26 protein-coding genes are annotated in these 23,938 nt (G+C 60.4%); 14 read left to right on the plus strand and 12 right to left on the minus strand.

Annotated features, from left to right (window positions below):
* Nucleotides 1-125: 125 nt before the first annotated feature.
* From FHX14_RS25845 to FHX14_RS25855, 3 genes are read left to right on the plus strand one after another with little or no spacing between them, the layout of a single operon-like run.
* A complete protein-coding gene (locus tag FHX14_RS25845; RefSeq protein ID WP_184379616.1) occupies nucleotides 126-755 on the plus strand; it encodes a CDP-alcohol phosphatidyltransferase family protein in 630 nt (209 codons plus the stop codon).
* Complete coding sequence (locus FHX14_RS25850; RefSeq protein ID WP_003595611.1) at nucleotides 752-1,372, plus strand: lysophospholipid acyltransferase family protein; 621 nt, start codon at nucleotides 752-754, stop codon at nucleotides 1,370-1,372. Before FHX14_RS25845 ends, FHX14_RS25850 begins: the two co-directional genes overlap by 4 nt.
* Complete coding sequence (locus FHX14_RS25855; RefSeq protein ID WP_184379618.1) at nucleotides 1,369-2,298, plus strand: phosphatidate cytidylyltransferase; 930 nt, start codon at nucleotides 1,369-1,371, stop codon at nucleotides 2,296-2,298. Before FHX14_RS25850 ends, FHX14_RS25855 begins: the two co-directional genes overlap by 4 nt.
* A gap of 22 nt (nucleotides 2,299-2,320) precedes the next feature.
* Here FHX14_RS25855 and FHX14_RS25860 read toward each other — a convergent pair whose 3' ends face one another.
* The 3 genes from FHX14_RS25860 to FHX14_RS25870 form a co-directional block, all read right to left on the minus strand.
* Nucleotides 2,321-2,644 carry a chaperone modulator CbpM gene (locus FHX14_RS25860; protein WP_184379620.1) on the minus strand — a complete coding sequence of 108 codons (324 nt, stop codon included), beginning with the start codon at nucleotides 2,642-2,644 and terminating at the stop codon, nucleotides 2,321-2,323.
* 2 nt (nucleotides 2,645-2,646) lie between these two features.
* Nucleotides 2,647-3,561 carry a J domain-containing protein gene (locus tag FHX14_RS25865; protein WP_184379622.1) on the minus strand — a complete coding sequence of 305 codons (915 nt, stop codon included), beginning with the start codon at nucleotides 3,559-3,561 and terminating at the stop codon, nucleotides 2,647-2,649.
* A gap of 93 nt (nucleotides 3,562-3,654) precedes the next feature.
* Complete coding sequence (locus tag FHX14_RS25870) at nucleotides 3,655-4,122, minus strand: universal stress protein (protein ID WP_003595607.1); 468 nt, start codon at nucleotides 4,120-4,122, stop codon at nucleotides 3,655-3,657.
* 212 nt (nucleotides 4,123-4,334) lie between these two features.
* Here FHX14_RS25870 and FHX14_RS25875 point away from each other — a divergent pair, with 212 nt between their 5' ends.
* The gene (locus tag FHX14_RS25875; RefSeq protein ID WP_184379624.1) at nucleotides 4,335-5,201 is read left to right on the plus strand and encodes an NAD(P)-dependent oxidoreductase; all 867 of its coding nucleotides are present in this window, start codon (nucleotides 4,335-4,337) and stop codon (nucleotides 5,199-5,201) included.
* A 74-nt stretch (nucleotides 5,202-5,275) separates the two neighbouring features.
* On the opposite strand, the gene FHX14_RS25880 is transcribed toward FHX14_RS25875, so the two are convergent.
* Nucleotides 5,276-5,566 (minus strand): type II toxin-antitoxin system RelE/ParE family toxin, encoded by a 291-nt coding sequence (locus tag FHX14_RS25880; protein ID WP_184379626.1) that lies wholly within the window; start codon nucleotides 5,564-5,566, stop codon nucleotides 5,276-5,278.
* Entirely contained in the window at nucleotides 5,563-5,811 is a 249-nt protein-coding gene (locus tag FHX14_RS25885) for a type II toxin-antitoxin system ParD family antitoxin (protein WP_012559996.1), read from the minus strand. Before FHX14_RS25885 ends, FHX14_RS25880 begins: the two co-directional genes overlap by 4 nt.
* A gap of 211 nt (nucleotides 5,812-6,022) precedes the next feature.
* Between FHX14_RS25885 and yghU the strand changes: the two genes are divergently transcribed.
* Nucleotides 6,023-6,898 (plus strand): glutathione-dependent disulfide-bond oxidoreductase, encoded by an 876-nt coding sequence (gene yghU, locus FHX14_RS25890; RefSeq protein ID WP_184379627.1) that lies wholly within the window; start codon nucleotides 6,023-6,025, stop codon nucleotides 6,896-6,898.
* An 82-nt stretch (nucleotides 6,899-6,980) separates the two neighbouring features.
* On the opposite strand, the gene FHX14_RS25895 is transcribed toward yghU, so the two are convergent.
* From FHX14_RS25895 to FHX14_RS25915, 5 genes are read right to left on the minus strand one after another with little or no spacing between them, the layout of a single operon-like run.
* Nucleotides 6,981-8,495: an ABC transporter substrate-binding protein gene (locus FHX14_RS25895; RefSeq protein ID WP_179613005.1), complete on the minus strand. Its 1,515-nt coding sequence runs from the start codon at nucleotides 8,493-8,495 to the stop codon at nucleotides 6,981-6,983.
* Nucleotides 8,496-8,514: 19 nt separating this feature from the next.
* Nucleotides 8,515-10,224 carry an ABC transporter ATP-binding protein gene (locus FHX14_RS25900; RefSeq protein WP_184379629.1) on the minus strand — a complete coding sequence of 570 codons (1,710 nt, stop codon included), beginning with the start codon at nucleotides 10,222-10,224 and terminating at the stop codon, nucleotides 8,515-8,517.
* Complete coding sequence (locus FHX14_RS25905) at nucleotides 10,221-11,069, minus strand: ABC transporter permease (protein WP_184379631.1); 849 nt, start codon at nucleotides 11,067-11,069, stop codon at nucleotides 10,221-10,223. The genes FHX14_RS25900 and FHX14_RS25905 overlap by 4 nt, the downstream gene beginning before the upstream one ends.
* Nucleotides 11,066-12,004: an ABC transporter permease gene (locus FHX14_RS25910; protein ID WP_184379633.1), complete on the minus strand. Its 939-nt coding sequence runs from the start codon at nucleotides 12,002-12,004 to the stop codon at nucleotides 11,066-11,068. Before FHX14_RS25910 ends, FHX14_RS25905 begins: the two co-directional genes overlap by 4 nt.
* Before the next feature lie 51 nt (nucleotides 12,005-12,055).
* A complete protein-coding gene (locus tag FHX14_RS25915; protein WP_184379635.1) occupies nucleotides 12,056-12,946 on the minus strand; it encodes a proline iminopeptidase-family hydrolase in 891 nt (296 codons plus the stop codon).
* A gap of 127 nt (nucleotides 12,947-13,073) precedes the next feature.
* Here FHX14_RS25915 and FHX14_RS25920 point away from each other — a divergent pair, with 127 nt between their 5' ends.
* Together FHX14_RS25920 and FHX14_RS25925 are read left to right on the plus strand one after the other, a co-directional pair.
* Nucleotides 13,074-13,850, plus strand: a complete 777-nt coding sequence (locus FHX14_RS25920) for a LuxR family transcriptional regulator (protein ID WP_184379637.1) — start codon at nucleotides 13,074-13,076, stop codon at nucleotides 13,848-13,850.
* An 82-nt stretch (nucleotides 13,851-13,932) separates the two neighbouring features.
* A complete protein-coding gene (locus FHX14_RS25925) occupies nucleotides 13,933-14,835 on the plus strand; it encodes a proline iminopeptidase-family hydrolase (protein WP_184379639.1) in 903 nt (300 codons plus the stop codon).
* 50 nt (nucleotides 14,836-14,885) lie between these two features.
* Here the strand turns inward: FHX14_RS25925 and FHX14_RS25930 are convergent, their stop codons facing one another.
* Nucleotides 14,886-15,797, minus strand: coding sequence for an acetamidase/formamidase family protein (locus tag FHX14_RS25930; RefSeq protein ID WP_184379640.1), 912 nt, complete (start codon nucleotides 15,795-15,797; stop codon nucleotides 14,886-14,888).
* 236 nt (nucleotides 15,798-16,033) lie between these two features.
* On the opposite strand from FHX14_RS25930, the gene FHX14_RS25935 reads away from it, so the two are divergent.
* The 5 genes from FHX14_RS25935 to FHX14_RS25955 are packed head-to-tail and all read left to right on the plus strand — an operon-like array spanning nucleotide 16,034 to nucleotide 20,155.
* Nucleotides 16,034-16,891, plus strand: a complete 858-nt coding sequence (locus FHX14_RS25935; RefSeq protein WP_184379641.1) for a transketolase — start codon at nucleotides 16,034-16,036, stop codon at nucleotides 16,889-16,891.
* A complete protein-coding gene (locus FHX14_RS25940; protein ID WP_184379642.1) occupies nucleotides 16,884-17,873 on the plus strand; it encodes a transketolase C-terminal domain-containing protein in 990 nt (329 codons plus the stop codon). The genes FHX14_RS25935 and FHX14_RS25940 overlap by 8 nt, the downstream gene beginning before the upstream one ends.
* Complete coding sequence (locus FHX14_RS25945) at nucleotides 17,870-18,523, plus strand: acyl-ACP--UDP-N- acetylglucosamine O-acyltransferase (RefSeq protein WP_184379643.1); 654 nt, start codon at nucleotides 17,870-17,872, stop codon at nucleotides 18,521-18,523. Before FHX14_RS25940 ends, FHX14_RS25945 begins: the two co-directional genes overlap by 4 nt.
* A gap of 9 nt (nucleotides 18,524-18,532) precedes the next feature.
* Nucleotides 18,533-18,772, plus strand: a complete 240-nt coding sequence (locus FHX14_RS25950) for an acyl carrier protein (protein ID WP_184379644.1) — start codon at nucleotides 18,533-18,535, stop codon at nucleotides 18,770-18,772.
* Nucleotides 18,773-20,155 (plus strand): AMP-binding protein, encoded by a 1,383-nt coding sequence (locus tag FHX14_RS25955; protein WP_184379646.1) that lies wholly within the window; start codon nucleotides 18,773-18,775, stop codon nucleotides 20,153-20,155. It begins immediately after the preceding gene.
* A gap of 113 nt (nucleotides 20,156-20,268) precedes the next feature.
* On the opposite strand, the gene FHX14_RS25960 is transcribed toward FHX14_RS25955, so the two are convergent.
* Nucleotides 20,269-21,153 (minus strand): glycosyltransferase, encoded by an 885-nt coding sequence (locus FHX14_RS25960; RefSeq protein ID WP_184379648.1) that lies wholly within the window; start codon nucleotides 21,151-21,153, stop codon nucleotides 20,269-20,271.
* A gap of 518 nt (nucleotides 21,154-21,671) precedes the next feature.
* Here FHX14_RS25960 and FHX14_RS25965 point away from each other — a divergent pair.
* On the plus strand, nucleotides 21,672-22,712 hold the full coding sequence (locus FHX14_RS25965) for a long-chain-fatty-acid--CoA ligase (protein ID WP_003595574.1): 1,041 nt from the start codon (nucleotides 21,672-21,674) through the stop codon (nucleotides 22,710-22,712).
* The gene (locus FHX14_RS25970) at nucleotides 22,696-23,916 is read left to right on the plus strand and encodes an acyl-CoA reductase (RefSeq protein ID WP_246713450.1); all 1,221 of its coding nucleotides are present in this window, start codon (nucleotides 22,696-22,698) and stop codon (nucleotides 23,914-23,916) included. Before FHX14_RS25965 ends, FHX14_RS25970 begins: the two co-directional genes overlap by 17 nt.
* Nucleotides 23,917-23,938 lie beyond the last annotated feature (22 nt).

The raw sequence follows: 23,938 nt of genomic DNA on the forward strand, positions 1-23,938 counted from the left end.
CGGGATTCGGCCGAAAGAACGGGGCATGGCGCGAGAGTGACCTCGAGCCGAATTTACAGAGCGCGACGGCTTGGCGCGACGACATCGGCAGGATATGCAAGGAGATCGGGTTTGGGGAAATGAAAATGGGGGAAGAAGAGGACGCCTCACGGCGACCGATCGCGAGCCGGTCGTCGCGCTGGGCGATCGGCATGAGCGCGTGGCTGGCGCGCACCGGCGTCACGCCGAACGGCATTTCACTGCTGTCGATCCTCTTTGCCGGCATCGGCGCGGCGCTGATCCTGCTCACAACGCACCCGATCGCCATGATCGGCGCCGCGATCTCCGTGCAGCTGCGGCTCGTCTGCAACCTGCTCGACGGCATGGTCGCAATCGAAGGCGGCAAGAAAACCAAGAGCGGGCCGATCTATAACGAATTCCCCGACCGGATCGCCGACAGCCTGCTGCTCGTCGCGGCCGGTTATGCCTGCGGCTTTCCCTGGCTTGGCTGGCTTGCTGCGCTGCTTGCCGCACTCACCGCCTATATCAGGGTCTTCGGAGGATCGGTTGGTCTTGCCCAGGACTTCAGCGGCATCATGGCCAAGCAGCGCCGCATGGCGGTGCTGACGGCCGGCCTCGTTGCCCAGAGTGTCGAGACACTGGTCTTCGCCAGCCATCGGTCGCTGATCCTGACCTCCGCCATCATCGCGGCCGGCAGCCTCGTCACCTGCGTCACGCGCACGATAACGCTTGCCCGTTCGCTGGAGAGACCATGATCCCTGTTATCCGTCGTCTTCTCGTGCTGTTCGTCCGTATCATGGTCGGCGCCCGAAGCGAGTGGCGGGGCTGTTCGCCCGACACGCGCCGCCGCATCTATTTCGCCAATCACAACAGCCATGTCGATACCGTCGCCGTCATGGCCGCCCTGCCGTATCAGGTACGGCGGCTGACCCATCCGGTGGCGGCGCGCGACTATTGGGGAACCAGCGCCTTTCGCCGCTTCATCGCCGAGAAAGGCTTGCGCGCCGTGCTGATCGACCGCAAGCCTCTGCCGGACAGCAACCCGCTGGAGCCCCTCGAGCGCCTGCTCGAAGAGGGGCGTTCGATCCTGATTTTTCCCGAAGGCACGAGAAGCGCCACCGAAGAGATCGCCCCGTTCCGCAGCGGCATTTATCGCCTGGCCTGCCGTTTTCCCGATGTCGATCTCATACCGATCCATCTCGACAATCTGCAGCGCATCCTGCCGAAAGGAAGCTGGCTCATCGTGCCGATCACCTGCACGGCGCGTTTCGGCAAGCCGCTGCGCGTCGAACCCGGCGAGGAAAAGAATGCCTTCCTGGCCCGCGCCCGGGCCGCGGTCATCGAGCTCGCAGACGGAGGGGCCGCCAGATGACCAGCCTGTTTGCCCTGGTGCTTGCCGCCATCCTCGGCCTGCTTGCCGTCGCCTCGGCCATCGGCTTCATCCTGCAGCGGCGCGCGACCGAGCCCGGCTCCGTCGCCACCGTCCACAACCTCAACGCCCGTATCCGTTCCTGGTGGATAATGGTCGCCATATTCGGCGGCGCGATCCTGCTCGGCGATACGGCGGTGGTCATCCTGTTCGCCTTCCTCTCCTTCATGGCGCTTCGCGAATTCTGGACGCTGACACCGTCGCGGCGCGGCGACCACCTAGCATTGTTCCTCTCCTTCTTCGTCGTCCTGCCGGTGCACTATGTGCTGCTCGGAACGCTATGGTACGGCCTTTTTGCGATCTTCATCCCGGTTTACGCCTTCCTGATCCTGCCGGCGGTGGCGACCCTGACCGGCGATGTCAACGAATTCCTGGCGCGCAGCGCCAGGGTGCAATGGGGCCTGATGCTGACGGTCTATTCGATCAGCCACGCGCCGGCGCTGCTGATGCTGCAGACCGGCACACCGTCGGCACTTCTTCTCGTCTATCTCGTCATCGTCGTGCAGCTCAGCGACGTCTTCCAGTATGTCTGGGGCAAGCTTCTCGGAAAGCACCGCTTCTCGCCGAACATCAGCCCGTCGAAGACGCTCGAAGGCCTGATCGGCGGCGGTGCCTCGGCCATCCTTGTAGGAACGCTGCTCTATCGCCTGACGCCGTTCCCGCCGCTGCAGGCTGCGGCCGTCAGCACCGTCATCGTCGTCGCCGGCTTCTTCGGCGGCTTCGTGCTGTCGGCGATCAAGCGCGATCTCAACGCCAAGGACTGGGGCTATGTAATCGAAGGCCATGGCGGCGTGCTCGACCGGCTGGATTCCATCACCTTCGCCGCACCGCTGTTCTTCCACATCGTCCGCTACTGGTTCACCGCCTGAGGTGAGGCCTGCGGGCGATCGTTCAAAACCGGTCGATATCCTCGAGACTCTCGAGCAGCCGGCGCTGAACATCCCGCTCCTGTCTGTTGATGGCGGTCACCAGCCTGTCCATCGTTCCCCGCAAGCCGTGCAACTGGTCGACCAGGTCCATGACGACATCGACGCCGGCTTCGTTGACGCCCATGTCGCCCATCAGGTCCAGGATGAGCCGGGCGCGTGCGACGTCGGCGTCGTGAAACTGACGCCCTTCGTCCGACATCTCCGGGATCAGCCAACCCTGTTCGATCCAGAGATCGAGCTGGACGACATCGATTTTCAAGCAAAGACGGAATTCGAGATCATCCATGATCAGGCCTCCATGTTCTTCCTCGGATCGTATGGATTTGCCGTCGCCCATTCTTTCATCAGGGCCGTCAGCCGTTCGTCGGGCTTGTCGGGCAACATGATCTTCAGGGCGACATAGACGTCGCCATGCCCGCCGCCGCGGGTGGCAGCCCCCTTACCTTTGAGACGCAGGACCTTGCCGGTATTCGAGTGCGGGGGCAGCGTCAGATTGACGGGACCCGACGGTGTCGGCACGCGGACCTTGCCGCCGAGCACCGCCTCGCCAAGCGAGATCGGCAGTTCCAGGCGGATATCGTCGCCGTCGCGGGTGAAGAAGCGGTGAGGGCTCACGCGGATTTCGATGAGGGCATCGCCCGGCGGCCCGCCTCCAATGCCCGGCTCGCCCTTGCCGCGCAGTCGCAATGTCTGGCCATCGCGAGTTCCGGGCGGGATCTGCACATCGAGCTGCGGTCCGTCCGGCAGCTTGATCTCGGTCCGGGTGCCGTTGACGGCCTCGAGAAAATCGACGTCCATGGAGAAACGCCGATCCTGGCCTTGACTGCGCATCCTGCCGCCGCCAGCGCGGCGCGAAAAGAAATTGGCAAAGGAATTGTCGGCATCGGCGAAATCGGCAAAGCCGGAACTGTTGCGGTAGGGATTGCCGGCATCACTCGCCGAGGCATAGTCGCGGTAATAGCTCCGCTGCGCCCGCTCGGCGCCGGTCATATCGATCTCGCCGCGATCGAAGCGCCCGCGTTTTTCCTCATCGCTCAGGATCTCGTAGGCGGTCGAAATTTCCTTGAACCGTTCCTCGGCCTTTTTGTCACCGGGGTTAAGGTCGGGGTGAAGTTTCTTGGCGAGCTTGCGGAATGCGCTTTGAATATCCTTCTGCGTCGCATCCCGTTTCACGCCCAGAAGCTCATAGGGATCCTGGCTCATGCATATCTCCGGTCAAGGCAGTCGGTACTGCCGGTTGGCTTACCAGAGATATAGGCTCTTCGGCCGCCGCAGGGGAGGGGAGGCCGCATTGGATTAGAGCAGCGCTGTGTCTTCCGCTTGCGCCTCCGAGCCGGAGTGCCTGCGATCGACCCGCCGATCGATGAGAACCGAGCATCCGGCGTGGCGTACGACCTTGTCGACGATCGAGGAGAAGACGTAGTCGGTGATATCGCTCACATGCGATGACAACAGAATTAGATCGGCCGACATCTCCCTGGCGACTGCAACGAGCAGGGAGGCGGCAACGCCGACGCGAACCTCGATCGTCGCCGGAATCCCGAGTTCTTTGCAGAGCGCTGCAAGTTTCCTTTCCGCCTCGGCGATGGCTGTCGTTTCGAATTCCTCGGGAAGCTCCGTCAGATGCCGGTGCGGGATATTTTCGATGACGTGCATGACGACGATGTTTCCGCCGTCCTCCACCAGCGCCGCCGCCCGGCGCAGGAGACGGTTTGCGGTTTGTCTGGAACCCATGCCGATGCCGCAGATGATCGTTCGATACATTGAAATCTCTATCCTGGAATACAATGGCCGACCCGATCATACCCCTATCGACCGTGTCTGCTTTGACCAAAATCAACCGGAAATACGCAGGACCCATCGGCGGGCCGGACGGAAACGCCCCTTCAAGACCAGAGTTCTGCCGGTTTGTCGCAGTTGACGTCGGCCCGATCGGCGATAGCTCTCATGCAATACCGTCACACCACGAGGTTCAAATGCCGGATTTTGCGATTATCGGAGCGGGCGCGATGGGGAGCGCTGTCGCCAAACGGCTGATCGACCATGGCGCCACGGTACTGACCTGTCTCGAAGGCCGCAGCGAGCGGACGATCGCACGGGCTGCGGCAGCCGGCATGGTGCCGGTCGACAGGCAGGATCTGGCGAAGGCCGCGCTCATCCTGTCGATCGTTCCGCCGGCGGAAGCGATCGACGTTGCCGAGCGCGTCGCGGAGATATCGTCGGGGCTGCAAACGCCGCCACCCTTCATCGACCTCAACGCGATTGCGCCGAAAACCATGCAGGCATTGGCGGCACGGTTCGGCGGCAGCACTGTGGAAGTGTTGGACGGCGCCATCATCGGCGGACCGCCGGTTGCCGGCAAATCAGGTCCGACCCTCTATGTCAGCGGCGATAGCGCGGAGCGAAGCGGGCTGCTCGAAGATTACGGGTTGCGGGTCCGCAGGCTCGATCGACCGCTCGGCGCGGCTTCGGCGCTGAAGATGTGTTATGCCGGCATCAACAAGGGCTTTATCGGCCTCGGCGCCGCGATGCTGCTTGCCGCATCCCGCTCGGGCGCGGCCGAAAGCCTGAAGGCCGAACTCGCCGAAAGCCTTCCAGACGTCGACCGCAAGTTCTCGAAATCCATTCCCGACATGTATCCGAAAGCCTATCGCTGGGTTGCCGAAATGCAGGAAATCGCCGATTTCCTCGGGGAGGATGATCCGGCGGCAACGATCTTCCGGGGCATGGCCGAGGTCTTCTCCAGGCTGGCCGACGACGTCGCGGGCGACCACGCGCTGGTCAGGCAGTTGGACGAGATCCTTGGCTCCCCGGAAACCGGCGGCGCAATGGTCGTGCCATAGCTCCTCGTCGCTCCCGGCGCCCCGTAGCGAAGGCGGCGACTGACCGCAATAGTCAAACAATCCCCGCAACAGCCCTACAAGTGTTTGGCTACATCCATTCTTTGATGAAGGATGCGTACAACGATGATTTGGCCCGCATCATTACTTTTGAAATACAGAAAATGAGAGCCAACGGAGAGCTTTCTGTACCCTTTCCGAATGTCTGAGGGACGGCTCATCCGTGTTCTCTGCGCCAGTTCGTGACAGGCGTCTCTTATGTCCTGAATGTAACGCTCTGCCTGGTCGACATTCCAACTCGTCGCTGTGTAATCCCAAATCCTGTCAATATCGGTCTGCGCGGCGGGGGAAAATATGATCCCTGTCATTTCGCCTCGAACGTCGCCCGTTTGCGAGCGTTGAACGCATCGAAATCGAAGGGTGTGGCAGGGCCGGATTCCTCGCCTTCTATCAAGGCGTCCTGTAATGCCTTCACTTTGGCTTCGTGTTCTTCAAGGAGGCGAAGGCCGGCCCGAACAACGTCAGTGGCTGAACCATAGCGGCCAGCCTGAACTTGCGTATCGATGAAGCTGACGAAATGGTCGCTGAGCGATATGGACGTATTTCTGGCCATGCTGAATCTCCTTTAAGCCCAATATACCAATTTTTGGCACATAACAAAGCCCAGTCTTCACGCCGTGAATCTGATCCCTGGCCAGCTTTGACGATTGTGTGAAGCCGCCCCGACCCCTCTGACAAACCGCATCGCCTCTGCTATGTCAGGAAAAATGCGGCGGCCCGACCGGGCGCCGTGCTCTATCCGACCAATGCCAGGAGTTTGAAAGATGAGCGGTTCTCCCGATTACGTACCCCCGAAGGTCTGGACCTGGAACAAGGCGAATGGCGGCCAGTTCGCCAGCATCAATCGCCCGATCGCAGGGCCGACGCATGAGAAGGAGCTTCCGATCGGCCGTCACCCGCTGCAGCTTTATTCGCTCGGAACACCGAACGGCCAGAAGGTCACGATCATGCTCGAGGAACTGCTGGCGCTCGGCCATAGCGGTGCTGAGTATGACGCCTGGCTGATCAGGATCGGCGATGGCGATCAGTTCGGAAGCGGCTTCGTTGCGGTCAATCCCAACTCGAAGATCCCGGCGCTGATGGACCGCAGCGGCGAAAAGCCGATCCGCGTCTTCGAGTCCGGCGCCATCCTCACCTATCTCGCCGAGAAATTCGGCGCCTTCCTGCCGACCGAGCCGGCCGCCCGCGCCGAATGCCTGTCATGGCTGTTCTGGCAGATGGGCAGCGCCCCCTATCTCGGAGGCGGCTTCGGCCATTTCTATGCCTATGCGCCGACGAAAATCGAATATGCGATCGACCGCTTCGCCATGGAGGTGAAGCGCCAGCTCGACGTGCTCGATCGCCGCCTTGCCGAAAGCGAGTATCTGGCGGGCAGCGACTACACGATCGCTGATATTGCCGTCTGGCCGTGGTATGGCGGCCTGGTGAAGGGCTGGACCTATGGTGCGGCCGAATTCCTGCAGGTCGAGGACTATAAGAACGTCCAGCGCTGGGCCGACGCGATCTTCAGCCGCCCGGCCGTGCAGCGCGGACGCATGGTCAACCGCACCTCCGGCGAGCCGGCGAACCAGCTGCACGAACGTCACGACGCCAGCGATTTCGAAACCAAAACGCAGGACAAGCTCGCGGCCGCCGAGTAAGCGGGCGGCCCAGCCACGTTTTGCAGTCATAAACGATGCTCCGCCGCCTTTACGGCGACGGAGCATTTGCATGCTGCCGGACTTAGTTCTTCACCGTGTCTTCCAGGAAGAAGCGGCCGAGCGGGTTCTGGTAGAAGTTCTCGATATTCTTGCGCGTGACGTTGATATAGGGGCTGTAATAGAGGTCGATCCAGTTGACGTCGTCCTTGGCCATCTTCTGCAGATCGACATACATCGCTTCGCGCTTCTTCGGGTCGAGCTCGAGGCGCGCCTTGGCGACCAGTTCCTTCACGGCCTCGTTCTTGTAGTTGGTCGCATAGTTGTTGTTGGAATCGTGGCCGAGCACGAAGGTGGTCTTCTGGTCCGGATCGAGAATGTCGTTAGTCCAGTAGTTGACCGAGACGTCATAGTCGCCGGCGACGATCATGTCCCATTCCTGGCTCGGATCGACCTTCTGCAGATTGGCGGTGATGCCGGCCTTCTGCAGCTGCTGCTGGACCAGCACCGCCGTCTGTTCGTCGACTTCGTCGCCAGCGCGCACCAGGTAATTCAGCGTCAGGTCGGAAGCGCCGGCCGCGGCCAGCATCTCCTTGGCCTTCGCGGGATCGTAGGGCCGCTGCAGATTGTCGGCGTAATAATAGAGGGCGCCCTTCGGAATATAGGAATTGGCGACCGTGCCCTGGCCGAAGGTGACGGTATCGACGATCGCCTTCTTGTCGATCGCCAGATCCAGCGCCTGGCGGACTTCCTTCTTGCCGAGCGCACCATGCGCATGGTTGATCAGCAGATGATCCTCACGGGTCGACGCGTCGATATCGACGTTGAGGTTCGGGTCCTTCTTCAGCTCCTCGACGCGGGAAAAGGGCACGAAGATCGCCGCATCCAGTTCGCCGGCCTGGACGTTCAGCATGCGGGTATTGTCGTCGGGCACCGAGATCCACTCGACGCCGTCGAGCTTAACGCGGTCGGCCTGCCAGAAATTCGGGTTCTTCTTCAAAATGACCCGGTCGCCGCGCCGCCACTCCTCGACGGTGAACGCGCCGGATGCGATCGGCTTTTCGCCATAAGCGTCGGAGCCCAGCGATTCCATGCCCTTCTTGGAGATGACGGAGGCATTCGGCAGCGCCAGCGTCGACAGGAACGGTGCGGACGGGTTCTTCAGCTTGATCGTCAGCGTATGCGCGTCGGTGGCGACCGCCGTGTCGATCACCTTGTAGGAATCGCTCCACAGCGAGGCGGCATCGTCGCGGATGCGCAGCAGGCTGTAGGCGGCGTCCTCCGCCGTCAGCGGCGAACCGTCCGAGAATTTCGCGTCACGGATCTTGAGCGTATAGGTCAACCCGTCATCCGAGGCGGCCCAGCTTTCGGCAAGGCCCGGCTCCAGCTTGGTGCCTGTCTTGTCGACGCGGATCAGCACGTCGTAGACGTTTGAGAATACCCAGTTGTCGATGTTCTGGGCTGTTTTGATCGGATCGAACGTCGTCGAATCCTCGCGGCGGCCGATGGTGAGCACGCCGGCGGCCTCGGCATAGCTTACGCTGAGCGTCAGGCCGGCGAGCAAGGCTGCGAGCCCGATTGATTTCCACCTATTTGTCATGAATTCGTTCCCTTCGTTGTTATGGCATGCGTTTGATGGGTTGAATCGGTATCGATTGCCGATCGTCCTTGCCGCCGGCGTCTTGCAGCAGCGGCTTGTCAGGATCGATGTCGGGAATGGCGGCGATCAGCGACGCCGTATAAGCATGGCTCGGCCGCGCGAAGACCTCTTCGGAACGGCCTTGCTCGACGATCTCGCCGCGATACATCACGACGACGCGTTCGCAGAGATTGCGGACAATCGCCAGATCGTGGGCGATGAAGATCAGCGTCAGGTTCATCTTCGCCGTCAGTTCGCGGAAGAGCTCGATGATCTGCGCCTGGATGGTGACGTCGAGGGCGGCAACGCATTCGTCGGCGATGATCAGCTTCGGGTCGACGGCGAGCGCCCGGGCGATGCCGGCCCGCTGGCACTGGCCGCCGCTCATGCTGCGCGGTTTGCGGCCGGCGAATTCGCGTTCGAGGCCGACGAGATCGAGCAGTTCGTCGATCCGCGCCGGGATGTCGGCCTTCGCTACCTTGCCCTGCACCTTCAACACCTCAGCCAGCATCTGCCCGATCGTCAGCCGCGGATTAAGCGCATTATAGGGGTCCTGGAAGACCATCGCCGTCTCGCGTCTGAGCTTTGCCAGGCCGGCACTTTTCTGTTGGGCCAGATCGACGCCGTCGAAGGTGACGTGACCGGACGAAATCCGTGTGAGGCCGAGTACGGCGCGGGCAAGCGTGCTCTTGCCGCTGCCGGATTCGCCGACGATGCCGACCGTCTCGCCGGGCATGATCCGCAGGCTGACGCCGGCAACGGCGCTGACATTCCTGGCACCGCCCTTGAACAGGCTGCCGCCGGCTTTGAAGCGCACGTGGAGATCGTCGATTTCAAGCAATGGCCTCGCCGGCTGGCCGGCTTCGGCAATGTCCGGCAGCGGCGCTGCCGTCTCGGCCGGCAGGGAAGGGTGGCTGTTGATCAGGTCGATCGTATAGGGATGCTGCGGCCGCGCCAGGATCGCCCGCTTCGGCCCCTCTTCGATGAGCTTGCCGCCGCGCAGCACGGCGATGCGGTCGCAGGTCTGAGCGACGATGCCGAGATCGTGGGTAATCAGAATGATCGACAGCCCGCGCTGGTCGCGAATCTCCATCAGCAGCCGCAGGATCTGTGCCTGGATGGTGACGTCGAGCGCCGTTGTCGGTTCGTCGGCGATCAGGATCTTCGGGTTGCAGGACAGCGCCACGCCGATCATCGCCCGCTGCCGCATGCCGCCGGAAAATTCGTGCGGATAGCTGTCATACTGGCGCACGGGATCGGGGAAGCCGACTTGCGCCAGGATTTCCGTCGCGGCAGTCCGGGCTTCGCGGGCGCCGAGGCCTTGGTGATAGCGGATGCCCTCGGCGATCTGGTTGCCGATCCGCATCACCGGGTCGAGATGGCTGGTCGGGTTCTGGAAGATCATGCCGATCTCGCCGCCGCGCACCTCCAGCATCTCGCCGTCGCCGATCCGCATGAGGTCGCGCCCGTCGAGCAGCACCGAGCCGCTTTCGATCTTCAGCAGCGGGGAGGGCAGCAGGCGCACCAGCGAACGGCAGAACAGGCTCTTGCCGGAGCCGCTCTCGCCGACGAGACCGAGGATCTCGCCCTTGCCGAGATCGAGCGAGACCGCATCGAGCAGTGTGCGCCGGCCGGAATCCAAATGGGCGCTGACTGTGAGATCGTGGACGGACAGCACGGAGCCGCTCATTCATGCACTCCCAGCAGTTCGCCGAGCGCATCGCCCAGCATACTGAAGCCGAAGGCGAGGCAGACGATCGAGAGGCCGGGAAACAGCGTGATCCACCAGGCAGTGGTGATGAAACTCTGTCCTTCCGCGACCATGACGCCCCATTCGGCGATCGGCGGCTGAACGCCGAGGCCGAGATAGCTGACGGCGGCGCCGCTGAGCAGCACCAGCGTCGCATCGGACATCGAAAAGACGATCGAACCGGCGACCGCGTTCGGCAGCAGGTGGCGGAACATGATGCGCGAGCGGCTGAAGCCGAGGCTGACGGCGGCAACGGCGTAGTCGCTGCTTTTCAGCACCAGCATCTGCGCCCGGATCAGCCGCGCGTAGGAAACCCAACCGACCAGCGCCATGGCGATATAGAAGCTGCCGAGGCCCGGGCCGAGGATTGCGATGATCGACAGCATCAGCACGAGGAAAGGGAAGGCGAGAATGATATCGACGAGGCGCATGAATATGTCATCGACGATGCCGCCGAAGAAGCCGGCAATCGTGCCCACGATCGTGCCGATCAGGAAGGGGAAGATGATGCCGATCAGCGCCATCTGCAGGTCGAGGCGCGTGCCCCAGATGACGCGCGAGAGGATATCGCGGCCGAAATTGTCGGTGCCGAACGGGTGCAGTAGGGAAGGCGCCTGCAGGCGCACTTCGGCGTTTTGCATGATCGGGTCGTAGGGCGCGATAACAGGCGCGGCGATCGCCAGCAGGACGAAGAACAGCAGCAGGCCGGCACCGACGGCAAGCATCGGCCGCCGGCCGAAGAGCCGGCGCCAGGCGGAGGTAGGGGCGATCGCCTCGATGCTCATAGCGTCACTCGCGGATCGACGGTGACGGTGACGATGTCGGCGATGAAATTGATGAGCACGGTGGCGCAGGCAAAGACCATGGCGACGCCCTGGACCACCATGTAGTCGCGTGAAAAGATCGCCCTGACGAGCAGTTGCCCCATGCCGGGCAGCGCAAAGACGGTCTCGACCACGACGCTGCCGCCGATCAGCCAGCCGATGTTGACGGCAAGCAGATTGATCGTCGGCACCAGCGAATTCGGCAGCACATGCCGCCAGAAGACGATGCCTTCGGGCATGCCGCGGGCGCGCGCCGCCGTCGCCACATCCGATTTCAGCTGCTCGATCATCGCCGCCCGCAGACTGCGCGTCAGCACGGTCGAGAGCGACAGTGCGACCGTCAGGCTCGGCAGCGCGAGATGCGACAGCTTCTCGCCGATCGTCGCACCATAGCCCGAAACCGGCAGCACGCCGAGCTCGACGCTGAACAGAATGATCAGCATCAGCCCCAGCCAGAAGGGCGGGAAGCCGATGCCGAGGGTCGAGACGATGCGCACCGCATGATCCGGCGCCCGGCCGGCATTGCGCGCGGCGATCGAAGCCATCGTCACCGCGATCAGGACCGACAGCACGACGCTGGTAACGACGAGCGCCAGCGTCGGCTCGATGCGGGTGACGATCAGCTTCAGCACGTCGATCTTGTAGAGGATCGATTTGCCCATCTCGCCGTTGGCGAGGTTCTTGAGGAAATAAACATATTGCAGCCACATCGGCTGATCGAGGCCGTACTGGGCGCGGATGCTGGCAAGCGCTGCCGGCGTCGCGCGCGTGCCGAGGATATTGCGGGCCGGATCGCCGGGGATCAGCCGGACCAGAATGAAAGTGATGACGCTGATGCCGAAAATGACCGGCAGGAATTGCAGCGGTCGCGTCAGAACGAATTTATAGCGATGCATGACGGCGATCGCCCCTCTGTCTTCGTCGGGTTGGAGCCGCTTTCATTTGCATCAGTCAGCCTTGTGCCGGGCTAGAAAATCGAGAAGCGCCGGATAGTAATCCTGCGGGTTCTCATAAAACGGCATGTGGCTGGCATTGGCAAATACCTTGAGCTCCGCCTTCGGCAGCGCAAGCTTCATCCTCAGCGCGCAGGCCGGGGTCAGCTCGTCATGCTCTCCGGTCGTGATCAGCACCGGCAGCGTCAGCCGCGGCAGATCGGGGATGCGGTTCCAGTCCTTGAGGTTGCCGATATAGAGAAACTCGTTCGGCCCCTGCATGGTCTCATAGGGCGCCATGTTCCAATCGTCGAGCGAGCGGCGCACCGGCGCCGGCCATTCAGGCAGACGGCAGACATGCCGGTAGTTGAGAATGGTGACGGCTGCGAGATATTCCGGGTGATTGTAGGTGCCCTGCGCCTCATGCTTCTGCATCATCGAAACGGTTTCGGGACCGAGTGCCGCCCGCAGCCGCTCCAGCTCCGAGATCAGATGCGGCATGTCGGCGACGGTATCCTCGAGGATCAGCGTCTTCAAATTCTCCGGATAGGTCAGCGCGTATTCGATCGCCAGCCACCCGCCCCAGGAGTGCCCGAGCATATGGACCTTGCCGAGCCCCAGCGCCTTGCGCACGGTCTCCGTCTCCTCGACGTAGCGGTCGATCGTCCAAAGCGAGAGATCGTCGGGCCGATCGGAGGCGCCGGTGCCGAGCTGATCGAAGGCGATGACGCGGTAGCCCTTGTCGATCAGGCAGGAATGCGCCTCGCGCAGGTAATCGCAAGGCAGACCCGGTCCGCCGTTCAGGCAGAAAACCGTCTCGCTGCCGGCCCCGAAGCTATAGGCAACGACTCGATGGCCATCGACATCGATCTCGAACCGCTGGTCCGGCCGTATTTCACGCCACATTGATCGCTCCGCAAAAGATTTCGCTTGCTCAATATTTGGGCATGGTTAATTTTTTATCGAAAATCGCGCGCCATGCCAGCTATAAGAAGTGATAGGGTGGGGCGCATGGTGTATCGCGGAGCCGCCCATGATTGACGACATCGGAACGATCAGACGGCAGTTTACGGCGCACGAAACGCTGGATGGCCGGATCGACCAGGCTTTCGAGGCGATGAAGCAAATCGGCTTCGAGGCGCTGATCTACGACTATACGCCGGTGCCCTACGATCTCGACGGCGCGATCATGATACCGTCGCTGCTCAAGCTCCGGAACATCGCCGACGACATGCACGACTATTGGTTCGACCGCGGTTATTTCCGCATCGATCCGGTCCAGCAGGTGGCGCTGCGCAGCACGGCGCCGTTCTTCTGGAACTACGACACCGATGCCGACACGCTGATCAACCGCTTCATGAGCGACGACACCGCGCCGGTAGCGCGCTACTTGAACGAACGCGACATGTCGACCGGCGTCACCGTGCCGGTCCATATGCCGGGCGGCGACTATGCGACGGTGACCGGCATCCGCTTCGGTGGGAACAGTGAGTTCGAACGGCATGCGCTGCGTTATATCGCCGACTTCAACCTGCTGGCCCATGTCTTCCACGAGACGGCGTATTCGCTTTTCGACAAGAAGGCGTTGAGCGTCGGCACGGTCCGCTTGACCGAGCGGGAACGCGAGTGCCTGCGCCATTCCGCGGAAGGTTTTTCCGCCAAGGAAATCTCCCGCATCATCGGCCGTTCGGTGCCGACCGTCGTGATGCATCTCAATGCCGCAGCAAAGAAACTTGGTGCGCGCAACCGCACCCAGGCCGTGGTGCGCGCCACCCATTACCGCCTACTCGAGGAACGGCCGGCCGATTAATGGCACCCTATAAGTTGTGATAGCTGCCTTCGCCGGAGCCGCCGCGTTATGGTTTCCGATATGCCAAGAGATGGAGACGCCGGTGTCCGAAATCGTGACGAATGAAGCCTATTTGCCTTTTCACGACTATCGCACCTGGTATCGTGTCACCGGATCGCTGGAAAGCGACAAGCTGCCGCTCGTCGTCGCCCATGGAGGGCCCGGCTGCACCCATGATTACGTCGATTCCTTCAAGGACATCGCCGCGCTCGACGGCCGCCCGGTCATTCATTACGACCAGCTCGGCAATGGCAACTCCACCCGCCTTCCCGACAAAGGACCGGATTTCTGGACGGTCGGCCTGTTTCTCGAAGAGCTGGACGCGCTGCTTGCCCATCTCGGCATCCAGCATCGTTATGCCTTTCTCGGCCAGTCCTGGGGCGGCATGCTCGGCGCCGAACATGCGGTGCGCCGGCCGCAAGGCCTGAAGGCGCTCGTCATCGCCAACTCGCCGGCCAACATGCACACCTGGGTTTCGGAAGCGAACCGGCTGAGGCGGGAACTGCCGAAGGAGGTGCAGGACACGCTGCTGAAGCATGAGCTGGCGGGAAGCCTCACCGATCCGGATTATATCGCCGCCTCGCGCGTCTTTTATGACCGCCATGTCTGCCGCGTGGTGCCGTGGCCAGCCGAAGTGGCGCGGACCTTCGCGATCATGGACGAGGACAACACTGTTTACCGCAACATGAACGGACCGACCGAATTTCACGTCATCGGCACGATGAAGGACTGGACGATCGAAAACAGGCTCGACCGCATCGAAGCCCCGACGCTGCTGATCTCCGGCCAATATGACGAGGCGACACCCCTGGTGGTAAGGCCCTATCTCGACCATGTTCCCGGCTGCGAATGGGTGCTCTTCGAAAATTCCAGCCACATGCCGCATGTCGAGGAAAAGCAGCTTTGCCTGGCGACCGTTTCCGCTTTCCTGTCACGGCACGATTGAGAAAAGCGCTGCCGGTCCATGGCGATCATTGATCGCCAGCTGGCGGTGGCCTATCGACGAACCAGCCATTTCTTGGCGACGCGGCAGGCCATCGTATAGGCCGGATCGAAGACGTTGCCGACGTCGTAGCGCACGACCTGGCCGAGCAGATGGCTGGCCGCCGTCCTGTCCAGCCCATAATCCGACGCCAGCCAATTCAGCATTTCGGTGGTGGCATGCTGGAGCGCCTGGTCGAGGGGCCGGGCGTTGCCGATCGTGAAGATGTCTTCGGCGGTTTCTCCGCGTGGCCAGACCAGCCCGGCCTTCTTTTCCACCGTCAGCCGCACAGTGACTTCGAAGGTGGTCTCGATGCCGGTTCCGACAATCTCGCCATCCCCCTGCACGGCATGGCAATCGCCGAGAAAGAACAGGGCGCCGGGAGCCGATACCGGAAAGCGAACCGTGGCGCCGGGACCGAACAGCCGATAGTCCATGTTGCCGCCATATTCGCCGCTGGTCGCGGTCGAGATCGCCTGGCCGAGACCCGGCGCCACGCCGAAACAGCCGATCATCGGGGCGAGCGGCAGAACGAAATTTTCAAGGCCTGCGACCGGCTCGGACAGCCGGACGGTCAAGGCCTCGCGGTCGATGGCCCAGATGGCGATATCGCGCGGCGGCAGGTCGCGCACCGTCTCGGCATCGACCACGCTGGCGGCGACGACGCTTCGGGTGAACCCCGTGTCCCTGGTCGGGATCATGCTGATGATCTCGACCTTCAGCGCATCCCCGGGCTCGGCGCCTTCCACGAAGATCGGACCGTTCATCGGATTGCCGCCGGCTGCCTGCTTGATGCCGTCCTCGTCATGTCCGGCGGCGTCGAGCGTCTCGGTCACGACGGTGTCGCCCTCGGCGATGCGCAGCGCCGGCGGAAGGGAGCCGATGACATTGTGAAAGCTTGTCGGAATGAAGCGGTGCGTGGTCATGAGAATACAGCTCTCGCTCGTTTCGAATATCATGAGGCCTGCGGCTCAACTGCCGGGCAGACTAGATCAGAGATCCCCAGCAATGCCAATATCCACCGCGACGTTCTGACGGGAGGAAGATAATCGGCAAGCGGCAACAGACCCGCACAAGCTTCAATTGGAAGGATCGGCAATGGGATGGTTTGAGATGGACCATTCCGATCTAAAACCGCTTCCGAAAGATGCAAACTAGTCCGATGATCAATACAAGCTTCGAGGAGTCCTGCGCGCGGATTCGTCGTATAATCGTCGAAACCGCGTTTCGGTGCGGACAGTCCGCGCATATCGGCGGCAGCCTGAGCATGGTAGAATTGCTGAATACGCTCTTCAGTGACGTGCTTACGCATCGCCCACACGAGCCTCAATGGGACGGCCGCGACATCTTCATTCTTAGCAAGGGCCATGCAGTGCTCGGCTATCTCGCAGTGCTGCATCACTTCGGATACTTCGATGCCGAAAAGCTTGCGACCTTTCAGACGAACGGCAGCGATCTGATCGCTCACCCGGTCAAGAAGGTCGCGCTCGGCATCGAAAGCTCCAACGGCAGCTTGGGCCAGGGCCTTGCCTATGGCATGGGCATCGCACTCGGCATGCGCAAGCGCAAACAAGACCGTCGTGTTTATGTGCTTCTCGGCGACGGCGAGTGCAATGAAGGATCCGTTTGGGAGAGCGCCGCTTCCGCCTCGGAAATGGGCGTCGGCAACCTTACCGCGATCATTGATGAGAACGGATTCCGCAACGACGGGCCGAATGCCACCTATACCAATAGAATTGCATTGACGAACATCTGGAGAGCTTTCGGCTGGAACGTCATCAATGTCGATGGCCACGATCACCAGCAGATCCTGTCGGCCCTCCAGCAGGCAAAGCAGGTCGCGGATATGCCGACCGCCATCGTCGCCCGTACCGTGAAGGGCAAGGGATTGCCATTCATGGAGAATAACAACGATTGGCATCACAATCGCATCACGGGAACCATCTATGAAGAGTGCCTGAAGGCGCTCGGCGAGAGCACTGGGCCGGAGCTGGAAACGGAAGGAGAATTCCGTGGTTGAGCTGTCGAGCCGCAATGCCCGCACATGGTCGCGCCTCGGGCCGCGGGCTGTTTATGGCCAGGCGCTGACAGCGCTTGCGGCCGAAAACGAGAACATTATCGCCATGAGCGCCGATCTCGGCCGGTCTTCCGGTCTTGACCGCTTCTCCAAGGAATATCCGGACCAATTCCTGAATACCGGCATTGCCGAGCAGAACATGGTGGGCTGCGCTGCCGGTCTCGCTCGCATGGGGTTCGATGTGTTCGCCTCGACTTTTGCGCCCTTTGCTTCAATGCGGGCAAGCGAACAGGTCCGCATGAACATGGGTTATATGGGCGAGCCGGTGAAGCTCGTTGCACTTGGCAGCGGTCTGGCGATGGCTTATCTCGGCAACTCCCATTTCGGGCTGGAGGATGTCGCGGTCATGCGCACTGTGCCGGGCCTGACGATCATATCGCCTGCCGACTGCTCGGAAATTTACAAGACGTTGGAGGCTTGTGTCGGCTTCGACCAACCGGTCTATATCCGCCTGACCGGCACGCCCAATGCGCCGGTCGTCTATACGGAAGACTACACTTTCGAAATCGGCAAGGCCGTTTGGCTGACGCCGCCACGCGAGGTGATGCTGATCTCGAGCGGCACCACGGTCGGGCATTGCCTTCTGGCCGCTGAAAAGGTGAAAGAAACCGGTCTGGATGTCGGCGTTCTTAACATGCATACGATCAAGCCGCTGGATGCGGTCGCACTGGCTGACGTCGCCCGCCATGCCAGCACAGTTTTCGTCATCGAGGAACACACGACGGTCGGTGGTCTCGGCAGCGCAATTCTTGATCACTACAATGCCTTGGGAATGCCGTTTCCGCGCATCGTTACGCACGGCATTCCGGATCGCTTCGTCGAAGCTGGCGACTATGCCTTCATGCTGAAGGCTGCCCGCTTGGATGGCGAGAGCATCGCCGGTTTCCTGCAGGAAAAGTTATCGCAACAGGCAATCGAAGCATGAGTATGGATCATTGGTACATCTACGGGGCAGGGGGCCTCGGCATTGAAACCATGGACATACTGCAATCGGCAATCCGACGAGGCCAGCAGAAACCTCACCATTGTGCATTCATCGTCGATCATCCGACGGCGACGGAAGTGCTCGGGTTTCCGGTCGTCGCCGTGGGGGATCACGTTCCCGGCGCCAAAGTAACGATCGCGGTCGGTGAACCTTTTGCCCGGAAAGCTCTTCTCGAGAAGGTGGAAGGGCTGGGCCTCGTGCTTCAATCGATCTTCTCCCCCGATGCCTTCATTTCCGGGTACGCGGAGATTGCCGACGGCGTGATCGTCGCGCCGCATGTCTCCATTCAGGCGACGGCAAAGATCGGTCGAAACGTTGCCGTCAATACGGCTTCGATCCTTGGCCACGACATTGTGGTAGAAGAAAACTGCGTCGTCTCATCCATGGTCAATCTGGGCGGCGGCACGCAAGTCGGGATGTTGAGTTATCTGGGCATGGGCGCACTCGTCAAGGAACGCGTGCGGATCGGACACTCTTCGATTGTCGGCATGGGCTCGGTTGTGCACACCGACATTCCGGATGAAGTCATTGCGCTGGGCAATCCCGCGCGCGTCGTTCGCAGGAACGAAGACAAAAAAGTGTTCAAGTAGGAGCAAGACATGAGCAACAAAGAAAAATACGATGCCGCTTTCATCGAAACTTTCGGCATTGGCACCGCGGATTTGAGCGACGGCCTCCAGTATCAGAGCATCCGCGCTTGGGACTCGGTTGGTCACATGGCGCTTATCGCATCTCTTGAGGATACGTTCGACATCATGCTGGACATGGACGATGTGGTCGATTTCGGTTCCTACAAGACCGGCCTGAAGACGCTCGAGAAATACGGCGTGTCGTTCTGAATGTTCTGGCAAAGTCTCTCGGATGGCGCCGATGACAGGACGTTCCTGATCGCCGATGGACGCCGCTATAGCTACAACGACGTTTTCGGACTTGGAGATGCGCTATTCGCAGAGGCCGACAGGGCGATCGTACTCATTCTGTGCGATCGGTCGCCCGAAACCGTTGCGGCCTATCTGGGAGCCTTGCGGAAAGGCCTCGTGCCCATGTTGGTCGACGGTGAATTGACCCGTCACTCGCTGGAACGTACCATTGGAGCCTATACCCCCCGTTACATCGTCGCCCCCGCAGAGATGACGCTGGAAGACTACGCGCCAAACGGGCGATTGGGCACAAAGGCTCTGTTCGAGCGATCGTCGCTCGTCAACACACCGCTGCATCAAGATCTTGCCTTGCTCATTCCCACCTCGGGTTCGACGGGCGACCCCAAATGTGTGCGACTAACTGCCAAGAATATCGATGCCTGCACGCGTTCGATCGTCGAGTATCTCGGCATGACCGGAGAACGCATTACGGTCAGCCTTCTGCCATTTCATTACTCCTACGGGCTTTCCGTTCTCCACAACACGATATTCGCGCGCGCCTGCATGGTGTTGACTGATAAGTCCATCCTCGACAGGAGCATTTGGCAAATGATCGAAGAGGAGAGGGTTACCGATCTTGCCGGAGTGCCCTTCACGTTCGAAACATTGCGGCGCATTCGCCTGAGCGAGGCCTGTCTTGGCAATCTCGTCTGCGTGACCCAGGCCGGCGGGCGCCTGGCACCGGAACTGACCCGCCATTTCTGGCAGTATTTCGCCGACTATGACGTGCGCTATTTCACCATGTATGGCCAGACCGAGGCTGCCCCGCGCATTTCCTACGTTCCTCCCAGCCAGGCGATGGAGAAGCTTGGAAGCGTCGGGATTCCGCTGCCCGCCGGTCGAGCTTTGATCGCGGAGACCGGCGAGCCGATCGGCGAAGGTGAGCTGCTGTATGTCGGCCCGAACGTGTCGATGGGGTATGCAAGCTCCGATCGAGACCTTGAAAAGGGCGACGAATTCCAGGGCAAACTTTATACCGGAGACTATGCCAAAATCGATGAGGACGGGTTCATCACGATCGTCGGCCGTAAGAAACGCTTCATCAAGCTGCACGGAATTTCAGTCAATCTCGATCATGCGGAGTCAGTGCTGAAGTCCGGCGGGCTCGATTGCATCGTCATCGGCGCCGAAAACCGGCTGATTGTCTGCATCAGAGAGCCGGACGCAGAGCGCGCGCAGACGGCGTTGAAGGACAACTTCAATTTCCACCCGTCTGTCGCAAAGGTTGTTGTCTCCGAAAACTTGCCGCTCACCTCCGCCGGAAAGCCGGACTACGTTACGCTGTCGGAGCGTTTCCTGTAGAATCTCTGCGAAATCAAAGGCAGCAGAGCCGCCGCCGCTTTAGCTCCTTGCATGCCAGTATCCCGGATACCCTGCACACTTCCAGGCGATAGGTATTAGCCTATCGGCAATGATCAGAGCTTCGCCAGCATGGCCTGCACTTCGACGATCCGAGCCCTCAACTGCGGATAAGCGTTCTGCCAGTAGCCGTAGTGGTCGAGCAGACGGCGCATTGAGATCGGCAGGTCTTCTCTCGACATATAGCCCTTTTCGAAGGCCATCTTCATCACTTCCTCATAGTAAAGAATGCCGTTGATGAAGAGCGGATTGATCTCGTGATTGGAGGTCGAATTGGCATGCTGGCGGAAATAGGAAAGCGGATGCGGATGTCCGATGATCGGGCCGCGTTTGGCGAGATCGATCCATGCCGATAGATCAAGGATGCCGCGGAAGATCCCGTCCTCATCGACCCGAAACAGGCGGAATTCACCGTTCTCGTCGAAGCAATCTTCCTTTCGGAACATTACGCTTGAGAACTCGCCGATCAGGTTCATGTGATTGACAGCCGTCACACGGATGAAGGCGCCGCCGTCGATGACCTTTGTCTCGTCGGCGATGCCGAAGTGATTGACCAGCGACGTGATGCGGTTTGTCTCATTGATCAGATAACGCGGCGAGAAGGCGAGCCTCGTGCCGAGATGACGGCTCCCTTCCAATGTCTCCAACAGGAACTGAACGCAGAATGGGTTGAGAATGTCATCATCGAACAGAAACTTGATGTATTCGCCGTTCGCAAGATTGGCCAGCCGGATGACATTGGAAAACTCGCTCGGCTTGGGATTGCGACTATAAGAGAGATGTTGCTGATATCGCTCACAGATATTTGCGATTGCATCCGTTGGACAATCGTCTGAAACGATAATCTCCATATCGCCATAGCTTTGCCCGATGGCACTCTTCAAGGCTTGCTCGAAGAAATCCGGCTTGTAGGCGGGGATGCAGATCGATACTCGCGGCATTGCTACGTCCTTTTTGCGGTTGTCTCGCCCGTGAGCGTAAAAGTGGCAGGATGCCGGCGCTGCAGGTTTCGCGCTCGCAATTCCACAGCAAGAGATTCAATGTCTGATGAAATCGACACCTGGCGACTGTCGATGGGGCGGGAGGGCCAGCACGTTCAAATGCCCTGATTTTCTGCAATCGTCGCCGGCTCAACGCGCTTGAAGAGCAGCTAGCTGCGGCATTTTCCGCGGGCGCCTCATTGACGACGATACGGCGACCACTCGAGGCGTGTGAGATCATCAGGTGGGCTGCATCTTTCGGAAGCGGTTTCTGTGCGGAAACGGCCCATCTCAAACCATCTCGCCGCCGATTTTTCCAATTCAACCTTGTGCGAGTCTTTTGGCCTCTTCCTCGCCGTCGCGCACCCCGCGCGCAAGCCACGAGAAAGCTAAACCATCTAGTCTGCGGAGACAATCGAGGCCCGGTTTCCGCCTTGTGGCATGGCCACGGCAGCATGGGACGAAGAGGCTGAAACGCGATGACTATGGACGACCAACGCGCCAACAATCCTGTTGTGTTCCTGAACGAAATCAATTCGTTGACTGAGCACCACAAGGCGTATTGCGATCTTTACAGCCATTATGTGTCCACGATGTTCGGCGACCGCGCGGCGACTTCGCTCGCCGAAACGCCCTATCTGCCAGTCCGTGCCTTCAAGAATTTCATCCTGAAAAGCGTCCCCGATAGTGAGGTCGTCAAAATCATGACCTCCTCCGGCACGACTGGACAGGTCTCCAGGATCTATCTCGACAAGGAAACCTCACACGCGCAATCGCGCAAGCTCGTCGAGGTTTTCTCGATCGCCTTCTCGAAAAGCCGCTTTCCGATGCTTGTCATCGATGCGGAGAACACTGTTGCCGATCGTCAGAAATTTTCCGCGCGCACGGCAGCGATCAATGGTTTCAGCATGTTCTCAAGAGGACGCGATTTCGCGCTCGACGACGAACTTTCCGTCGACATCGATCGCGTGCAGGCCTTCGTCGAAAGCAATCGCGACAACCGCATCTTCATCTTCGGTTTCACCTCTATCGTCTGGCTGAACTTTGTTCAGATGCTGCGCCGCCAGAATGTGCGGCTCGATCTGTCAAACAGTTTCCTGCTGCACGGCGGCGGATGGAAGAAACTCGCCGACCAGAAGATCTCGGATGCGATGTTCAAGGACGAGGTCCGCGAATGGACCGGCTGTACCGACATACGGAATTATTACGGCATGGTCGAGCAAACGGGTACGATCTTCATGGAGTGCGAACACGGCAATATGCATGCCGCACCCGGCTCGGACGCTCTCATTCGGGATACTTCGTCGCTCGATGCGCTCCCGCACGGCCGGGAAGGGCTGATCCAGGTCTTCTCCTCCATTCAAAAGAGCTATCCGGGTCACTCGTTGCTGACCGAGGATGTCGGCTTCACGCTCGACGGCGCATCCTGTTCCTGTGGCAATCGAAACACGATTGTCAAAATCAACGGCCGGCTACAGAAGGCGGAAATTCGAGGATGCAGCGATGCCTATAATTCGTGACGACAGGTTCGAAGCGGGCGACTGGCTGAAGCAATTCGATCTTTCGTCACGCCACGCTTTCTTCGATGAGCTGGTTGTCGATTTTCTGCATGAGCTTTCCCGCCGTCTGATGAAGGACAACGATGCCCGACACTATCCGGACCTCGTTACCTTCGCCTATTTCTGCCGCAAGGCGAATCTGGGGACACTCTCGCAGCAATATCGAGATGCAGGATATCGCAGTGGATGGGGTACTGTGGCCCATATCGCGCCATCCAATATTCCCGTCAATTTCGCCTTCTCGTTGGTCTTCGGCATGCTGTCGGGCAATTCGAACATCGTGCGCATGCCGAGCAAGGCGTTTCCACAGACCGATATCTTCCTGCGGGCATTCGACGGCGCTGCAGCGTCGGAAACATTCCGATCGATCGCAGTTGGCAATGTATTCATCCAGACGATGCGGGGAAGTGCCAGGCTCAAGGAGATCGTCGCCGCGGTTGATGGCCTGACAGTTTGGGGAGGCGACGCGACCGTCGCCGAATTCCGCTCGCTGCCGAAGAAGCCTAGATCCGTCGAGCTTTATTTTCCGGACCGGACATCATCGGCCGCGATCGACGCCAGCGCCTATCGCGCGCTTGAGGCGGAAGAGAAGACGAAACTGGCGCGAGATTTCTTCAACGACACCTATCTGGTCGACCAGAATGCCTGCTCCTCGCCAAGTCTGATCTTCTGGCTCGGCGAGCCGGCGACGATCGCAAAAGCCAAGGTCGATTTCTGGCATCATCTCGACGAAGAGCTCCACCGCCAGGATTTCCATTTGGATACGGTCGCACGACTGGACAAGTTTCTCGACCTGATGGATGCAATACGCACGACCGGGGGAACCCTGGCTCTCAGCCGCTATTCGCCTGATATCTGGTGTATCGGCCAACCCCTGCCGAAGGAAACACGGCTGCGCTTCGGCCAGTTTGCAGAAATTGAAGTCCGGGCGCCTTGCGATATCGCAGCGTTTCTTCGTCCGCAGGAACAGACCCTGACCTATTTCGGACTGCAACCGCAGACGCTCTTCCTCGCTCTCCGGTCGGGTTCTGCCAATCACGCAATCGACCGTATCGTCCCTATCGGCAAGGCGCTCGATATCAACCCCTTCTGGGACGGCAAGGATGTTCTGTCGCTTCTATCCCGACGTGTCGAAATAGTTGAAGGGCGCGCGAGAACCCAGTAACATCCGCACCGGCCTCGGCGAG

The organism is Rhizobium sp. BK619 (assembly GCF_014195245.1).
GTDB classification, from domain to species: Bacteria; Pseudomonadota; Alphaproteobacteria; order Rhizobiales; family Rhizobiaceae; genus Rhizobium; species Rhizobium acidisoli.

What these genes read in the sequence shown, in the direction of transcription:
- FHX14_RS25855 (WP_184379618.1), top strand. Translation starts at nt 1,369, where the DNA reads ATGACCAGCCTGTTTGCCCTGGTGCTTGCCGCCATCCTCGGCCTGCTT.
- FHX14_RS25910 (WP_184379633.1), bottom strand. Translation starts at nt 12,004, where the DNA reads ATGCATCGCTATAAATTCGTTCTGACGCGACCGCTGCAATTCCTGCCG.
- yghU (WP_184379627.1), top strand. Translation starts at nt 6,023, where the DNA reads ATGAGCGGTTCTCCCGATTACGTACCCCCGAAGGTCTGGACCTGGAAC.
- FHX14_RS25845 (WP_184379616.1), top strand. Translation starts at nt 126, where the DNA reads ATGGGGGAAGAAGAGGACGCCTCACGGCGACCGATCGCGAGCCGGTCG.
- FHX14_RS25950 (WP_184379644.1), top strand. Translation starts at nt 18,533, where the DNA reads ATGAGCAACAAAGAAAAATACGATGCCGCTTTCATCGAAACTTTCGGC.
- FHX14_RS25880 (WP_184379626.1), bottom strand. Translation starts at nt 5,566, where the DNA reads ATGACAGGGATCATATTTTCCCCCGCCGCGCAGACCGATATTGACAGG.
- FHX14_RS25970 (WP_246713450.1), top strand. Translation starts at nt 22,696, where the DNA reads ATGCCTATAATTCGTGACGACAGGTTCGAAGCGGGCGACTGGCTGAAG.
- FHX14_RS25875 (WP_184379624.1), top strand. Translation starts at nt 4,335, where the DNA reads ATGCCGGATTTTGCGATTATCGGAGCGGGCGCGATGGGGAGCGCTGTC.
- FHX14_RS25945 (WP_184379643.1), top strand. Translation starts at nt 17,870, where the DNA reads ATGAGTATGGATCATTGGTACATCTACGGGGCAGGGGGCCTCGGCATT.
- FHX14_RS25930 (WP_184379640.1), bottom strand. Translation starts at nt 15,797, where the DNA reads ATGACCACGCACCGCTTCATTCCGACAAGCTTTCACAATGTCATCGGC.
- FHX14_RS25865 (WP_184379622.1), bottom strand. Translation starts at nt 3,561, where the DNA reads ATGAGCCAGGATCCCTATGAGCTTCTGGGCGTGAAACGGGATGCGACG.
- FHX14_RS25960 (WP_184379648.1), bottom strand. Translation starts at nt 21,153, where the DNA reads ATGCCGCGAGTATCGATCTGCATCCCCGCCTACAAGCCGGATTTCTTC.
- FHX14_RS25885 (WP_012559996.1), bottom strand. Translation starts at nt 5,811, where the DNA reads ATGGCCAGAAATACGTCCATATCGCTCAGCGACCATTTCGTCAGCTTC.
- FHX14_RS25850 (WP_003595611.1), top strand. Translation starts at nt 752, where the DNA reads ATGATCCCTGTTATCCGTCGTCTTCTCGTGCTGTTCGTCCGTATCATG.
- FHX14_RS25860 (WP_184379620.1), bottom strand. Translation starts at nt 2,644, where the DNA reads ATGGATGATCTCGAATTCCGTCTTTGCTTGAAAATCGATGTCGTCCAG.
- FHX14_RS25955 (WP_184379646.1), top strand. Translation starts at nt 18,773, where the DNA reads ATGTTCTGGCAAAGTCTCTCGGATGGCGCCGATGACAGGACGTTCCTG.
- FHX14_RS25920 (WP_184379637.1), top strand. Translation starts at nt 13,074, where the DNA reads ATGATTGACGACATCGGAACGATCAGACGGCAGTTTACGGCGCACGAA.
- FHX14_RS25900 (WP_184379629.1), bottom strand. Translation starts at nt 10,224, where the DNA reads ATGAGCGGCTCCGTGCTGTCCGTCCACGATCTCACAGTCAGCGCCCAT.
- FHX14_RS25935 (WP_184379641.1), top strand. Translation starts at nt 16,034, where the DNA reads ATGATCAATACAAGCTTCGAGGAGTCCTGCGCGCGGATTCGTCGTATA.
- FHX14_RS25905 (WP_184379631.1), bottom strand. Translation starts at nt 11,069, where the DNA reads ATGAGCATCGAGGCGATCGCCCCTACCTCCGCCTGGCGCCGGCTCTTC.
- FHX14_RS25915 (WP_184379635.1), bottom strand. Translation starts at nt 12,946, where the DNA reads ATGTGGCGTGAAATACGGCCGGACCAGCGGTTCGAGATCGATGTCGAT.
- FHX14_RS25965 (WP_003595574.1), top strand. Translation starts at nt 21,672, where the DNA reads ATGACTATGGACGACCAACGCGCCAACAATCCTGTTGTGTTCCTGAAC.
- FHX14_RS25895 (WP_179613005.1), bottom strand. Translation starts at nt 8,495, where the DNA reads ATGACAAATAGGTGGAAATCAATCGGGCTCGCAGCCTTGCTCGCCGGC.
- FHX14_RS25870 (WP_003595607.1), bottom strand. Translation starts at nt 4,122, where the DNA reads ATGTATCGAACGATCATCTGCGGCATCGGCATGGGTTCCAGACAAACC.